This window comes from Xanthomonas sp. SS (assembly GCF_014236835.1).
Classification (GTDB): Bacteria; Pseudomonadota; Gammaproteobacteria; order Xanthomonadales; family Xanthomonadaceae; genus Xanthomonas_A.
In genome coordinates, this window is record NZ_CP051190.1 from 807,174 (window position 1) to 821,106 (window position 13,933).

The 13,933-nt window shown below is 71.5% G+C and carries 10 protein-coding genes; 2 read left to right on the forward strand and 8 right to left on the reverse strand.

Translation table 11 applies throughout. The features are described from left to right. Window positions 1-26: 26 nt before the first annotated feature. The 5 genes from treY to glgA all read right to left on the reverse strand — a co-directional run bounded on the left by treY (window position 27) and on the right by glgA (window position 10,370). Window positions 27-2,648: a malto-oligosyltrehalose synthase gene (treY, locus tag HEP74_RS03490; RefSeq protein ID WP_185815203.1), complete on the reverse strand. Its 2,622-nt coding sequence runs from the start codon at window positions 2,646-2,648 to the stop codon at window positions 27-29. Continuing rightward, a complete protein-coding gene (gene malQ, locus HEP74_RS03495; RefSeq protein ID WP_185815204.1) occupies window positions 2,645-4,600 on the reverse strand; it encodes a 4-alpha-glucanotransferase in 1,956 nt (651 codons plus the stop codon). Before malQ ends, treY begins: the two co-directional genes overlap by 4 nt. Window positions 4,601-4,754: 154 nt before the next feature. Continuing rightward, entirely contained in the window at window positions 4,755-6,491 is a 1,737-nt protein-coding gene (gene treZ, locus HEP74_RS03500) for a malto-oligosyltrehalose trehalohydrolase (RefSeq protein ID WP_185816484.1), read from the reverse strand. 61 nt (window positions 6,492-6,552) lie between these two features. Beyond that, on the reverse strand, window positions 6,553-8,802 hold the full coding sequence (locus tag HEP74_RS03505) for a 1,4-alpha-glucan branching enzyme (protein ID WP_255427878.1): 2,250 nt from the start codon (window positions 8,800-8,802) through the stop codon (window positions 6,553-6,555). Then, the gene (gene glgA / locus HEP74_RS03510; protein WP_185815205.1) at window positions 8,799-10,370 is read right to left on the reverse strand and encodes a glycogen synthase GlgA; all 1,572 of its coding nucleotides are present in this window, start codon (window positions 10,368-10,370) and stop codon (window positions 8,799-8,801) included. The genes HEP74_RS03505 and glgA overlap by 4 nt, the downstream gene beginning before the upstream one ends. Window positions 10,371-10,617: 247 nt before the next feature. Between glgA and HEP74_RS21875 the strand changes: the two genes are divergently transcribed. Beyond that, window positions 10,618-10,965 carry a hypothetical protein gene (locus tag HEP74_RS21875; RefSeq protein WP_255427879.1) on the forward strand — a complete coding sequence of 116 codons (348 nt, stop codon included), beginning with the start codon at window positions 10,618-10,620 and terminating at the stop codon, window positions 10,963-10,965. A gap of 51 nt (window positions 10,966-11,016) precedes the next feature. Here the strand turns inward: HEP74_RS21875 and HEP74_RS03520 are convergent, their stop codons facing one another. Further along, window positions 11,017-11,316: a response regulator gene (locus tag HEP74_RS03520; protein ID WP_255427880.1), complete on the reverse strand. Its 300-nt coding sequence runs from the start codon at window positions 11,314-11,316 to the stop codon at window positions 11,017-11,019. Between the two features lie 187 nt (window positions 11,317-11,503). Between HEP74_RS03520 and HEP74_RS03525 the strand changes: the two genes are divergently transcribed. Beyond that, entirely contained in the window at window positions 11,504-12,799 is a 1,296-nt protein-coding gene (locus HEP74_RS03525; RefSeq protein ID WP_185815207.1) for a two-component system sensor histidine kinase NtrB, read from the forward strand. 11 nt (window positions 12,800-12,810) lie between these two features. Here the strand turns inward: HEP74_RS03525 and HEP74_RS03530 are convergent, their stop codons facing one another. Both HEP74_RS03530 and HEP74_RS03535 read right to left on the reverse strand, forming a co-directional pair. Then, window positions 12,811-13,350 carry a cysteine hydrolase family protein gene (locus HEP74_RS03530; RefSeq protein WP_185815208.1) on the reverse strand — a complete coding sequence of 180 codons (540 nt, stop codon included), beginning with the start codon at window positions 13,348-13,350 and terminating at the stop codon, window positions 12,811-12,813. Further along, window positions 13,347-13,628: a hypothetical protein gene (locus HEP74_RS03535; RefSeq protein WP_185815209.1), complete on the reverse strand. Its 282-nt coding sequence runs from the start codon at window positions 13,626-13,628 to the stop codon at window positions 13,347-13,349. The genes HEP74_RS03530 and HEP74_RS03535 overlap by 4 nt, the downstream gene beginning before the upstream one ends. Between the last annotated feature and the right edge of the window lie 305 nt (window positions 13,629-13,933).

The window sequence follows — 13,933 nt, forward strand, 5'->3', positions numbered from 1 at the left end:
AGGTGGCCAGCACGGCCACCGGCATGTCAGGGAACGGCGACCAGCACGGCCACCGGGAACTCGGCGAACAGGTCCGCCACCGGCATCGAGGCCGATGCCGCGAGGTCGCGCCCGCTCAGCACGTTCTTGTACTGTGCCGCGGGCAACGTCAGAAAGGTGTTATGCCAATCCAATTGCGCGCGTAACGGCGCCGCCGCATCCAGCGCTTGCGCCGCGGCGGTGAGGCGCGGCACCACCACCAGCAGGGTCTTGCCGGCGTGTTCGCGCGCGAAGCCGAGCACGTGTTGCGCGTGCGGGCCCTGCGCCTGCAGCGGGCGATAGCCGCCATGCGCGAACAGCGCCGGATGCGCGCCGCGCAGGTGCAGCAGCTGCGCGGTCAGCCAGGCCTTGATGTGGCCGCTGTGCCAGTCGCGCAGCAGCGCCGACGCTGCGGTGTCGTCGTGCAGCCAGGCCTGGCGCAGTGCGTAATCCACCGGGCGGCGGTTGTCCGGATCGACCAGCGACAGGTCCCAGCCTTCGCTGCCCTGGTACAGGTCGGGCACGCCAGGCACGCTCAGCCGCAGCGTGGTCTGCACCAGGCTGTTGAGCGCGCCGGCCGGGGCCAGCGCGGCCGCGGCCTGCGCCAGCGCCTCGCGCAGCGGCGCGCCGGCCGGCGCCAGCAGCGCCGCGTCCAGCAGCGCGCGCGCGCCGCGTTCGTAGGCTTCGTCCGGCCAGGTCCAGTAGGTGCGCAGCTTGGCTTCGCGTGCGGCCTTCAGCTGCCAGGCGCCGATGCGCTCGGCGTAGTCGGCCAGGCCGGCGGCATCGTCGCTGGCCAGTTCCAGCGGCCAGGCGGCGACCAGCATCTGCCACAGCATCAGCACGTCGCCGGGCAGCGGCGTGGCGCTACCGGCGGGCAGCAGGTCGGCGGACAAGGCCTGCAAACGCGCCACCTGTTCGGCCCACCACGGCGCCTGCGCACTGAGCACGGCCAGGCGCATGCGCACGTCTTCGCCGCGCTTGTGGTCGTGGGTGGCGGTGGCCAGCAGCGCGCGCGGGTGCTGCTGCGCGCGTGCGGCATTGGCGGCGTGGAAATCTTTCGGCGCCCACGCGAACACGTCCGGGTCGCTGCCGACCTCGTTGCGCGACAGCAGCACGCCGTGGCGGTAGAACGCGGTGTCCTCGACCGACTTGGCATTGAGCGGCGCCGACAGCTGCTCGATGCGCCGGCGCACGATGCGCCGCAGCGCGATCTGCGCCTTGCCGGTGCCGCGGCCGTCGCGGCTCCAGCGCTCGATCGCGTCGATCGCCGCGCACACCCGCGGCTCGGCACCATTGCGCGCACGCTGCGCGGCCTGGGCCAGGCGCGCCGCATCGGCTTCGTCCAGGCCATCGGGGCCGGCGTAGGTGCGGTACACCTCGAAGTGCCGCAATAGCGCCATCAGCCCGCGCGCCAGCATCTGCGGGCTGAACTCGCGGGTGGCCGGGTCCAGGTGCGCGGCGGCGGCCAGCGCCTGCACGGTGCGCACGAACTCGGTCTGCAGCGAACCTTGCAGGATCTCGTCGCGCGCGGCGCGCTGCTCCTGGCCGAAGTCGCCGCTGCGGCCGGTCTCGCGGCGCCACAGCGCGGTCAGCGGCGCGGCGCCGGCCGGGTCGTGCAGCACGCCGGCGACCTGGTCCATGAAGTCGTAGCCGGTGCTGCCGTCGCACGGCCAGTCGCTGCGCAGGGTTTCCTGCGGCGCCAGGATCTTCTCGATGTACAGCGCGATGCCGCCAGCGGCGATGCCGCGGCGGCGCCCGGCACGGTCCAGCTGCGCGCGCAACCGCTGCACGTAGCCGGTGGGATCGGCCAGGCCATCGACGTGATCCACGCGCACGCCGTCCAGGTGGCCTTCGGCGACCAGCCGCAGCGGCAGTTCGTGCACCGCGGCGAACACCTCGTTCTGCTCCACGCGCAGCGCCGCCAGCGAGGTGATGTCGAAGAAGCGGCGGTAGTTGAGCATGTCGTTGCCGACCCGCCACCACGCCAGCCGGTAGCACTGGCGTTCGATCAGCCGATGCAGCGCGTCGTCGCCCAGCCGCGCGGCGTCGTTGAGCCGTGCCGCCCAGGCCTGGCGCGCGGCCGGCGGATCCTGGGCCACGGCGCCTTCCAGGCGGATCGGGAAGCGCTGGTCGTGGTGCTCCAGCTGCACCTCGCCGTCCTCGGCCACGCGCAGCTGCAGCGCGCCTTCGCTCAGCGCCTGCGCATAGCTGCGGTCCAGCACCGGCAGCCACAGCTTGCCGTCGCGGCCGGGCGCGCGCCAGTCGATGTCGAACCAGCCGGCGTGGCGGCTGCGCCGGCCATGCTTGAGCACGTCCCACCACCACGGATTGGCCGCGTGCGCCGCCATGTGGTTGGGCACGATGTCCAGGATCAGGCCCATGCCGTGCGCGCGCGCGCGCTCGGACAGCTGCAGCAGCGCCGGTTCGCCGCCGAGTTCGGGATTGACCTGGCGCGGATCGGTGACGTCGTAGCCGTGCGTGGAGCCCGGCACCGCGGTACCGATCGGCGACAGGTACAGATGGCTGATGCCCAGGCCGGCGTAGTAGGGCACCTGCGCGGCGGCGTCGAGCAGGGTGAAGCCGGCGTGCAATTGCAGGCGCGCGGTGGCGCGCAGCGGGGTGAAGCTCATGCGTCGGTTCCTTGCGCGGGGGAGGCGTTGCGGCGCGCGCGCGCGAACGCCTCCAGACGGGTGTCGAGCGGTGCGCCGGCGGCCGCGGTGTCCGCCGCTGGCAAGCGCCGGCGCCAGTTCGGGTGGCCATCGACGGTGCCGGGCAGATTGGGTTGCTGGTCCAGGCCCAGCGCGTCCTCGGCCGGCACCAGTGCCAGCGGCGAGGGCGTGGCGGCGACGAAGCGCAGCGCGTCCAGTTCCGGGTCCTGCGCCTGCGGCAGCGCCGCGGCGACCGCGGCGTCCATGCGCGCCACGTCGGCGCTGCGGGTCAGGTGGTCGGCGCGTTGTTGCGCGGCATCGGACAGCTGCAGGCGGCGGCGCCAGTCGATGTCCTCGCCGCGGCGCCAGCCGCGCAGCGTCGGCAGGTCGTGGGTGGTGGTGGTGGCGATGGCATCGCCGCGCCATTGCGCCGGCGCCAGGAACGCGCCCTTGGCGTCGCGGGTGAACAGCAACACATCGATGCCCATCACTCCGCGCTGCGACAGTTCGGCGCGGATGCCGTCCGGCACCACGCCCAGGTCTTCGCCGATCACGATCGCGCGGTGCCGCCACGATTCCAGCGCCAGCAGGCGCAGCAGGTCGTGCAGCGGATAACGCAGGTATACGCCGTCGGCCGAACTGGCGCCGCGCGGGATCGTCCACAGCCGCAGCAGGCCGAGGATGTGGTCGATGCGCACGCCGCCGCGGTCGCGCATCACCGCACGCAGCAGTTCGATGAAGGGCGCGAAGCCGCTGGCGCGCAGTCCGGTCGGCGAATAGCCGCCGATGCCCCAGGCCTGGCCGTCGCCGTTGAACGCATCCGGCGGTGCGCCCAGTTCCAGCCCGGCCAGCACCGCCTGCGGCCAGGCCGCGGCCTCGGCGCCGCCGGGATCGAAGCCCACCGCCAGGTCGGCGATCAGGCCGATGCCCATGCCGGCAGCGCGCGCCTGCCGCTGCACGCCGGCCCAACTGAGCGCGGCCAGCCACTGCGCGAAGCTGTGCAAGGCTGGATCGGCATCGCCGAAATCGCGCGCGGCGAAGGCGGCGTAGTCGCGCAGCACGGCGCCGCGTTCGTGCTGGAACGCAGCGAAATCCGTGTGCGGCGCGGCGTCGGCCTGAGCGAAATCGGCATGCAGCTGGCGCAGCCACTGCCACTTCGCCGCGGCCGAGGCCGGCCAGTCGATCAGCGCGCGCGTCTGCGCGTCGGCGAAGGCCTGTTCCAGCCCGGCCGCCTGCATGGCGCGCTGCGCTGCCGCGGCGCCAAGCACGCGTGCCGGGGCGGCCTGCAGCGGATCCAGGAAGCGGCGATCGCCCGGCGAATACGGGCTGTAGTGCGTGCCGATCGGCCGCGCCGCATGCACCGGACTCAGCGCGATCGCATCGCCGCCGGCACGCGCGATGCGCTCGGCCCAGGCGGCGACGCCGTCCGCATCGCCGATGCCGGCGTCGCCTGGGCCTTGCGCCGAATACACCTGCAGCGACAGGCCCCAGCGCCGCGGCGCATCCTCGCCGACCGCGTCGGCCACGCCGTAGCAACGCGCCGGCGCCACCGCCAGCGTGGTGTGGCGGTCGCCGTGCTGCAGGGTCCAGTAGCCGTGGGCATCCAACGCGGCGACGCGGCCCCGCGCATCGAAGCGGCCGTCGCGACTGCTGCCGTCCTCGTGCTCGAGCCGGTACGCCGCGCCCGGCGTGCCGCCGGCGTCGATCGGCGTGCCGACGTCGGCGGTCAGCAGCGGCGCGGCGCTGCCGCCGCCGGCCTGCAGCTGGCGCAGGCTGTCGCGGCAGGCGGCGTCATCGTGCGCGTCCAGGCCGAGCGCGCCGAGCACGCTGCGCAGCGTGTCCGGGCCGACCGTCCGCGGCGTGTCGGATGCGTCGATCCAGTCGACCAGCAGGCCGGCGGCGGACGCCAGGGTGTGCAGGGGTGTATCGGTCATGAGCGAGTCGGGGCCGCGGCAATGAGGAAAGAAGGACGCACAGCCGTCGCCGTGCGCGCGGCGCACCTGTCAGCCAGGCGCACGCTCGCGGGCGACGAACGGAATGGGCAGCTTGCCGGAAGCGCTGTCGCGATGGCGTCGCGACAGCCCGCGCTCACGTTGCGGAACCGGCTCGGTAGCGGGCGACGAAGGCGTTCGGCGGCAGCTGCGCCGGATCGTCGCCAGCGTTTTCGGCATGCACCGTCACGCCGGGCAGATCCAGCGCCACCGGCGTGTCGCCGAAGTTCGCGGCCACGTGCCACTCGCCGTTGCCCAGGTTCCAGCCGGCGGCCACCGCTTTCGGCCCCAGCGTGCGCGCGCCTATCGCGCGCGCCTGGGGCAACGCCGGCACCAGGTGCTGGCGGCGCAACGCCATCAGCGCCACGAACCAGTCGCGCCAGCGCGCGCCGTCGCCATGGGTGGCATCGCTGATGTCGGCGATGGAGGCTTCGAACGTGCTCGGCGCGTTCGGGTCGGGAATGGTCGCGCGCTGCGCGGGATCGGCGAACGCGGCGAAATGCGCGAACTCGCGGCGCCGGCCTTCGCGCACCGCCTCGTCCAGCGGCGGCGCGAAGTCGGTGAAGAACAGGAACGGGGTGCGGCTACCCCACGGCTCGCCCATGAAGAACAATGGGATCATCGGGGTCAGCGCGGTCAGCGCCAGCGCCGCGCGCAGCGCCGGTTCGGACACCTGGGTGATCAGCCGGTCGCCGCGCGCGCGGTTGCCGATCTGGTCGTGGTTCTGCGCGAAGATCACGAACTTGTGCGGCGGCAGCTGCGCGCTCGGCTCGCCGCGCGCATGCCCGCGGTGGTCGGCCTGGCCCTGGTAGGCGAAGCCTTCGCCCAGCACCCGCGCCAGGTGCTGCGCCGGCGCATCGGCGAAGCCTGCGTAGTAGCCCTCGTCCTCGCCGGTCAACAGCACGTGCAGGCTGTTGTGGAAATCGTCGTCCCATTGCGCGTTGTAGCCGCGCTCCAGCACGCCGGCCTGGTTGGCCTCGTTTTCCAGCACCAGGTGCACGTGGCGCCCGGCCGGCACGCTGGCCGCGATCGCCTCGCGCAGCGTGTCCAGGAACGCGTTCGGCACGATCGCGTGCACCGCGTCCAGGCGCAGGCCGTCGAATCGGTATTCGTGCAGCCACATCAGCGCGTTGTCGATGAAGTAGCGCTGCACCGGCGCGAGCCGGAAGTCGATCGCCGCGCCCCACGGGGTCGGCGCGTCTTCGCGAAAGAACGCCGAGGCGTACTGGCCGAGGTAATTGCCATCCGGGCCGAAGTGGTTGTAGACCACGTCCAGGAACACGCTCAGGCCCAGGCCGTGCGCCTCGTCGATCAGCGCCTTGAGTTCGTCCGGATGGCCGTAGGCCGCGGCCGGCGCGTACGGCAGCACGCCGTCGTAGCCCCAGTTGTGGCGGCCGGGGAACGCGGCCAGCGGCATCAGTTCGATCGCGGTGACGCCCAGCGCCGCCAGCGTGCGTAACTGCGCGCGCAGCCCGGCGTAGCCGCCGCAGGCACCCACGTGCAGTTCGTAGAACACCGTTTCCGCCCACGGCCGGCCGCGCCAGGCGTCGTGCTGCCAGCGATAGCCGTCGCTGGCCAGCACCGCGCTGGCGCCGTGCACGCCGTCGGGCTGCCAGCGCGAGGCCGGGTCCGGCACTGGTTCGCCGCCGTCGATCGCGTAGCGGTAGCGGGTGCCGGCGGCGCAGGCCACGGTCGCGGTGAAATAGCCGTCCGCGGCCGCGGCCAGGGGCTGCCGTGTGCCGTCGTCGAACACGATGTCGACGCTGCTCGCGTCCGGCGCCCACAACACGAAGCCGACCTTGCCGTCGGCGGTGGGCCAGGCGCCCTGGCGCAGCGCCGTGGGCGAAGCGGTGGCGGCGTTGCCGGTCGGCGTTGCGCTCGTTGCGATATTCACGTCAATGCTCCGCTTGCAACCAGAGGGTGGACAGCGGCGGCAAGGTCAGCGCCAGCGATTGCGCATGCCCGTGCATCGGCTGCGCGACGCTGCGCAAGGCGCCGCCGTTGCCCTGGTTGGAGCCGCCGTAATGGCCGCTGTCGGTGTTGAGGATTTCGCGCCACAGCCCGCCGCGCGGCACGCCGAGGCGGTAGTCGTGGTGCACGTTCGGGGTGAAGTTGCTCACCGCCAGCAGCGGCGGCGCGCCGCCGGCGCGATCGTGGCGGACGAAAGCGAACACGCTGTTGCGGTGGTCGTCGGCCACGCTCCATTCGAAGCCTTCCGCTGCGCGGTCGCTGCGGTACAGCGCCGGCAATGCGCGCAGCTGGCGGTTGAGGTCGCCGACCAACCGCGCCACGCCGCGGTGCTCCGGGCGCTGCGCCTGCGCCCAGTCCAGCGCGCGGTCGTGGTCCCATTCCTGCCACTGCCCGAACTCGCCGCCCATGAACAGCAGCTTGCGTCCCGGGTGCGCCCACATGAAGGCCAGATAGGCACGCAGGTTGGCGAAGCGCTGCCAGGTGTCGCCGGGCATCTTCGCCAGCAGCGACCCCTTGCCGTGCACCACTTCGTCGTGCGACAGCGGCAGCACGAAGTGCTCGGAGAACGCGTAGACCAGGCCGAAGCTCATCTCGCTGTGGTGGTGCTGGCGGTGGATCGGGTCGCGCCGCATGTAGCTCAGCGTGTCGTGCATCCAGCCCATGTTCCACTTGTGGCTGAAACCCAGCCCGCCCTGTTCGGGCGGTGCGGTCACGCCCGGCCAGGCGGTGGATTCCTCGGCGATCACCCGCACCCCGGGGAAGCGTTGCGCGATCTCGGCGTTGAGCCGGCGCAGGAACGCGATCGCCTCCAGGTTCTCGCGCCCGCCCTGGGCGTTGGGCACCCATTCGCCCTCGTTGCGGCCGTAATCGCGGTACAGCATCGCCGCCACCGCATCCACGCGCAGGCCGTCGACGTGGAAGCGCTCGATCCATTCCAGCGCGCTGCCGATCAGGTAGGCGACCACTTCGGCGCGGCCGTAGTTGTAGATCAGCGTGTTCCACTCGCGATGCACGCCTTCGCGCGGATCGGCGTGTTCGTACAGCGCGGTGCCGTCGAAGCGCTGCAGGCCGTGCGCGTCGTCGGGAAAGTGCGCGCCGACCCAGTCCAGGATCACCCCGATCCCGGCCTGGTGGCAGGCATCGACGAAGCGCGCGAAACCGTCCGCGTCGCCATGCCGCGCGGTCGGCGCGAACAGGCCTAGCGGCTGGTAGCCCCAGGAGCCGCCGAACGGATATTCGGTGATCGGCAGCAGTTCGATATGGGTGAAGCCCAGTTCCTGCACGTACGGGATCAGCTGCGCGGCCAGCGCGTCCCACTGCAGCGGCTGGCCGTGCGCGTCGTGGCGCCAGGAGCCGGCGTGCAGCTCGTAGATGCTCATCGGCTGCGCGGCGCCGGCGCGCGTTTCGCGCTGCGCCAGCCAGGCCGAATCGTGCCAGGCGAAGTCGGCGGCGCTCGGCACCACCGAGGCGGTATCCGGCGCGCGCGTGCTGTGGCGGGCGACCGGGTCGGCCTTGCGCGGCAGCGGCGTGCCGTCGGCGTCCAGGATCTCGTATTGGTAGTGCTCGCCGCCGCGCAGCCCCGGCACGAACAGTTCCCAGACGCCGGCCTGGCGATGCAGACGCAGCGGATGGCGGCGGCCGTCCCAGCCGTTGAAGTCGCCGACCAGCGCGACCCGCCGCGCATGCGGCGCCCACACCGCGAAGCGCACCCCGTCGACCGTGCCGATACGGGTGTGGTGCGCGCCCAGCGCGGTGCGCAGCGCGGCGCCATCGCCCTCGGCCATGCCTTGCAGCCAGGCCTCGTCCAGCACCGGGCCGAACGCGTACGGATCGTCGATTTCCTGCACCGCGTCCGGCCACACGATGCGCAGCCGATAGGCTGTCGTGGTCTTCAGTTCGCCTTCGAATACGCCCTCGGCCTCCGGGTGCGCGCGCATCCGCGCCACCAGTTTGCCGTTGCCGTCGAGCAGGCCCAGCGCATCGGCGCCTGGCACCAGCGCGCGCACCCGGAGCACGCCGTCGTCGCCGGCGTGCGGGCCAAGCCAGGCGAACGCATCCGCTGCCTCGCCGCGCGCCAGCGCCTGCAGGGCGAGGCGTTCGCGCTCGTCGTTCGCCGCTTCCAGCGGCGCGTCCCACACCGGGATCGCGTCCGGCGCCTGTTCCCGTTCGCTCATGCCACCGCCGGCGACAGCGGAGCAGTGCGGTCGTACAGGGCCATGTACTTGCGCCCGGCCAGATCCCAACCGCTGGGCCGCAGCATCGCCGCGCGGCGCATCGCCTGCAGCAGACCGGGCAGGCGGAAGGTGCGGAACACCCGCTGCAGGCAGCGGCGCAGGCCATCGGCGGACGGCTCCTCGAACAGGAAGCCGGTCACGCCATCATCCACGGTATCGATCAGGCCGCCGGTGGCGTGCGCGATCGGCAGGCTGCCGAAACGCTGCGCGTACATCTGGCTCAGCCCGCAGGGTTCGAAGCGCGACGGCATCAACAGGAAGTCCGAACCGGCGAACATGCGCCGCGCCAGGCGCTCCTCGAAGCCGATATGGGCGCCGACATGGCCGGGGAAGCGCCGCGCCAGCGCAGCCACCGCCTGCTCGATCTGCGGCTCGCCGCCGCCGATCACCACGATCTGGCCGCCGGCGGCGACGATCTGCGGCGCCACCTCGCAGATCATGTCCAGGCCTTTCTGGTGCACCAGCCGCGACACCACCGCGAACAGCGGGCCGTCGCTGTCGATCAGGCCGAACGCGCGGCGCACCTGGGCCGCGTTCTCGCGCTTGCCCTGGACCTGGTCGATGCCGAAATGGGTATGCAGGTGATCGTCGGTCCGCGGGTCCCAGCTGGCGTCGATGCCGTTGACGATGCCGCTGAGGCGGCCGCTGGCGGCATGCCGTGCAAGCAGCGTGTCCAGGCCGCAACCCTGCGCCGGGCCGGTGATCTGCGCGGCGTAGCTGACGCTGACCGTGTTGACGTGGTCGGCGTGGACGATGCCGGCGCGCAGGAACGACATCTGCCCGTAGAACTCCAGGTCCTGCAGGCCGTTGTCGGGAATGCCTAGCGCGTTGGCCATCGCGTACGGGAACAGGCCCTGGTAGGCAAGATTGTGGATGGTCAGCAGGCACGGCGTGCGCCCGCCGGACCAGCGCACGTAGGCGGCGGCCAGCGCGCACGGCCAGTCGTTGAGATGCAGCAGGTCCGGATTCCAGTCCAGCCCGGCGCGGCCGCCGGCGATCTGCGCGGCGGCATGCGACAGCGTGGCGAAGCGCAGCGCGTTGTCTTCCCAGTCGCGGCCTTCGCTGGACACGTAGGGCGAACCCTGGCGCTCGAACAGCTGTGGGCACAGCAGCACGTACACGCACAGGCCGTCGGGGCGGTCCGCGCGGCCCAGCGCGCAGGCCGGCAACCCGGCGTGCGCGGCGATGTGGCCGACGATCTCCAGCGGACCGGTCTTGCGCAGCACCGCCGGGTAGCCAGGGATCAGCACGCGGATGTCGCAGCTGCCGCGCAGCGCGCGCGGCAGCGCTGCGGCGACGTCGCCCAAGCCGCCGGCCTTGATGAAGTCGGCCATTTCCGAGGTCACGAACAGGCTGGCGCGGCGCGGCGCCGGCTGCAGCTTGACGGTGACTTCAGCGGTGCGGATGAAGCGTCCGCGCGCATCGCGGTGGCGGCGCCGGGGCGCGCGCAGGACCGGGTGGGTGTCGCGTTGTCTATCGGGCAGATCGGCGGGCGGGGGAGGCGACATTGGCGATTCCGTCGGGGAGGGGGGGACGGGCACACGGAAAACGACTGCCGTCGCGTGTCCGCAGCGGGCGCGCGACGTGAAACCGGAAAAAAGAGGGGCAGCAGAACCCAGTGGGTCAGCGCCTCTTCAGTAATGTACGAACGCAGCGATAAAAGGGGCGTGAAGCGCGTGGCTTGTCTACGCTGCGCCCGCCGCGTTACCGCATAGTGATTTCGCCGCAATACAGTGGGTTAGACCCGCACAGCCGATGAACCGTTTAGTTTCCTTTCCGGTGCCGCCGTCCGCCACGCCGCCCGGCATGAATGCGCAGGTTGCGCTGTCTTCATCGGGCCTGTGCTGCAATGCCGGCATGAACCAACCGGACCCAAGGATGCGACGTGAGCTCGACGGCTTCGTATTGGATGCCGTCCTCGCCGCGGCGCCGGACGGCGTGCTGCTGCCGCAGATCCGCATCTCGGACGCGCAGGGCGCGGTGTTGAGCCGGCATGCGTTCGATGGCGTGTACTTCGGCGATGTTCGCGCGGGGGAGCACTTCGTCGCCGAACGTCTGGCGGCGATCCGTTCGGCGCAGTATGGGAAATTGGTGTTCGGCTGAGCTGCGGCGTGCTGTCCGCAGCACCGGCTCAGGCCGTGCATCGGCCTTCCGTCAGTGCGCTGGCTGCAGGCGCTGCAGCGCCGCCAGCAAGCCGGCATGGCTGTAGGGTTTGGGCAGGAAGCCGGTATGCGTCGGCAGCGCGGCGGTGTCGGGATGCTTCATGCCGGAGGTGAGCAGGGCCGGGATCGTGACCGCGCGCCGGCGCAGCTCGCGCACCATGGTCACGCCGTCGCAGCCGGGCATCTGCACGTCGCTGAAGATCAGGTCCACATCGGGATCCTGTTCGAGCAAGGCGAGCGCCTCGCGGGCGGTGCCGGCGGACAAGACCCGATAGCCGTCGGCGTCGAGCATCATCCGAGCCAGTTCGCGAATCGTCTGGTCATCCTCAACCAAAAGAATGGTGGTGAGGGCGCAAGTGCCACGCATAATGCTGATACCGCCGCGTTTTCAATACCGGCAGCTTCACGATTCAGCAGTGAAGCGCTGGTGACGCTGCGGTGATGCCGATATGCTCGACCCACTCATCGCGAGACCCCGCTTGTCCACTCACGTCCGCTATCGACAGATCGTCGAACTCTCGCACGACTGCATCAAGGAGATCGGCCGCGACGGTGTCGTGCGTTCGATCAACACGCGCGGTCTGCGCCTGCTCGGTGCGGCCGAGCCCAAGCATGTCGTCGGCCGCGCCTGGCAGGATCTGTGGCCGGAGGAGATGCGGCCGCTCGCGGAAGCGGCGTTCGCCGCGGCCTTGCGCAACGAGCAATACGAATTCTGGGCGCAGCGCGAAACCTTCGACGGCCGGCCACGCTGGTGGCACGTGCAGGCCAGCCCGCTGACCAACGTCGATGCCGAAGTGGAAAGCGTGCTGGTGATCAGCCGCGACGTCACCCAGCATCGCCAGATCGAGGAGGCCCTGCGCACCCTGGGCGATCTGCCGCAGGCCGGCGCCGGCGCACCGGCGCAGGTCGTCGGCGAGATGCTGGGACAGCAGTTGCAGGCCGAGCACATCGAGCTGCGCGGGCAGCTGGACATCGCCCTGGCCGCGCAGCGCGTCGCCGAGCGGGCCATGACCCAGGCGCAGAAAGGCGAGGCGATCGGGCAGATGCTGGCCGGCATCGTGCACGACTTCAACAACATGCTGCAGACCGCGATGACCTCGGTGAGCATGGTCGCCGAGCATCCGCAGCGCTTGCAGCCGGACCAGCGCAAGCTGCTCGGCATCGCCGGCGAGGCGCTGCAACACGGCGCGCGGATGACCCGGCGCCTGCTCGGCTTCGCGCGTGCGCACCCGGTCAAGCCGCAGTGGCTGGATCTGTGCGAGGTGGTCGCGCATATGCAGCCGCTGCTGGCGCAGGCCTTGGGCGGCGAAATGAAGCTGCAACTGACCAGCCTGGCCGGCGGCGCCACCACCTATGCCGACCGCAGCTCGGTCGAGCAGGCGGTGCTGAACCTGGCCTTGAACGCACGCGACGCCTGCCAACCCGGCGACGTGGTGTCGATCCGCTGCGGCAGCCTGCAGGTACCGCCGGGGCAGGCGGCGGCGATGCGCCAGCCGGGCCGCTACGTGACCCTGTCGGTCAGCGATCAGGGCGAGGGCATGTCCGAGGACACCAAGTCGCGGCTGTTCGAGGCCTATTTCACCACCAAGCCCGAGGGCAAGGGCACCGGCCTGGGCCTGGCCCAGGTCTACGGGCTGGTGCGCCAGGCCGGCGGCTTCGTCGACGTGGACTCCGAACTGGGGCGCGGTACCACCATCACCCTGGCGTTCCCGTACGTCGCCGAAGCGCCGCCAGGCGAGGGCAGCGACAGCGCCGCGCTGCCGGCGCCGGCCTGAGCTTCCCCGCCTCAGCGCGCCGGCAGGCGCTCGCTCAGGCTGACCGCGAACGCCTCGTGCAGCAGCCGCAATGCGCGCTGCTGCCGCGCTGCGCCGAACGTGGCGCAACACGACGGCGGCATCTGCACCTGGAACTCGCGCATCCGCGCATCGACCGCCGTCGCCAGCAGGCAGGCGTCGGTGGCCACGCCGGTGACCACAATGCGGGTGACGTGCAACTGCGCCAACAGGATCTGCAACGCCGAGTCCAGGAACGCCGAGTGCTTGGGCTTGAGCACGTAGTAGTCCTGCGGTTGCGGCGCCAGCAGTTCGGCGATCTTCGCGCCGCGCTGCGCCGGATCGGCGCACAGCCGCCACAGGCCTTCGAAATCGGTCTGCCAGTCGGCGAAGTTGTCGTTGGCGAACAGCACCGGCCAGCCGCGGCGATGGAACCGCGCGCGCAGCGCCGCGATGCGCTCCGCCACCGGCAGCGCCGCCCTGGCCAGGCGCGCACCGTCGGGGAAATCGAAGCGGCTGATCATGTCCACGATCAGCAGGGCCGGCCGGTTCATGGCGCCCGCCCGCGCTGCAGGCGCCGCCGCTTCAGCGTCTGCAGCAGCTGTCCGGCCACGGCGGTCAGCAGCACCAGCGTATTGGTGGTCACGAACACGTAATTGCGCAGCGCCAGGCTGTAGACGACGAACAGCAACGAAGCGCCGATCTGGCCGGCGAACAGCCAGGCCGACACCGCCTGCAGGTCGGGCGCGCGCCACTGCGTGTGGATCTGCCGCAGCAGCGTCGCCACCAGCAGCAGTGTCGCCGCCCAGCCGATCAGGTCCATCGGGTTCATGCGGGCCTCCCGCGCGGGCGTGTTGCTGCGCCCTGCCGCAGCGATTGCGTAGCGCCGCGATAGCTGCGCGGCCGGGCGGCCCGGCCTGCGGCCGGCATCGCTGTCTGAAATGAGGGACGCATCTGCACTGCCTCCTGCGGACCGCTTCCCATGTTCTCCGGGCGCGGTGAAACGCCGGTGAGCGGTATTTGTGCATGCGGTGAAACGCGGATCGGCGCCGGAATGGCTGAACGAACCTGCCGGCGGCAGCGTCGCCGCGCGCTTGGCCATCTTCGCGAAAGCTTACTATTTAAGGTTTACAGTGG

Bases quoted from the DNA above. Each gene is read 5' to 3' on its own strand.
- treY (WP_185815203.1), bottom strand. From the start codon at position 2,648: ATGAGCTTCACCCCGCTGCGCGCCACCGCGCGCCTGCAATTGCACGCC.
- malQ (WP_185815204.1), bottom strand. From the start codon at position 4,600: ATGACCGATACACCCCTGCACACCCTGGCGTCCGCCGCCGGCCTGCTG.
- HEP74_RS03505 (WP_255427878.1), bottom strand. From the start codon at position 8,802: ATGAGCGAACGGGAACAGGCGCCGGACGCGATCCCGGTGTGGGACGCG.
- glgA (WP_185815205.1), bottom strand. From the start codon at position 10,370: ATGTCGCCTCCCCCGCCCGCCGATCTGCCCGATAGACAACGCGACACC.
- HEP74_RS21875 (WP_255427879.1), top strand. From the start codon at position 10,618: ATGAACCGTTTAGTTTCCTTTCCGGTGCCGCCGTCCGCCACGCCGCCC.
- HEP74_RS03520 (WP_255427880.1), bottom strand. From the start codon at position 11,316: ATGCTCGACGCCGACGGCTATCGGGTCTTGTCCGCCGGCACCGCCCGC.
- HEP74_RS03530 (WP_185815208.1), bottom strand. From the start codon at position 13,350: ATGAACCGGCCGGCCCTGCTGATCGTGGACATGATCAGCCGCTTCGAT.
- HEP74_RS03535 (WP_185815209.1), bottom strand. From the start codon at position 13,628: ATGAACCCGATGGACCTGATCGGCTGGGCGGCGACACTGCTGCTGGTG.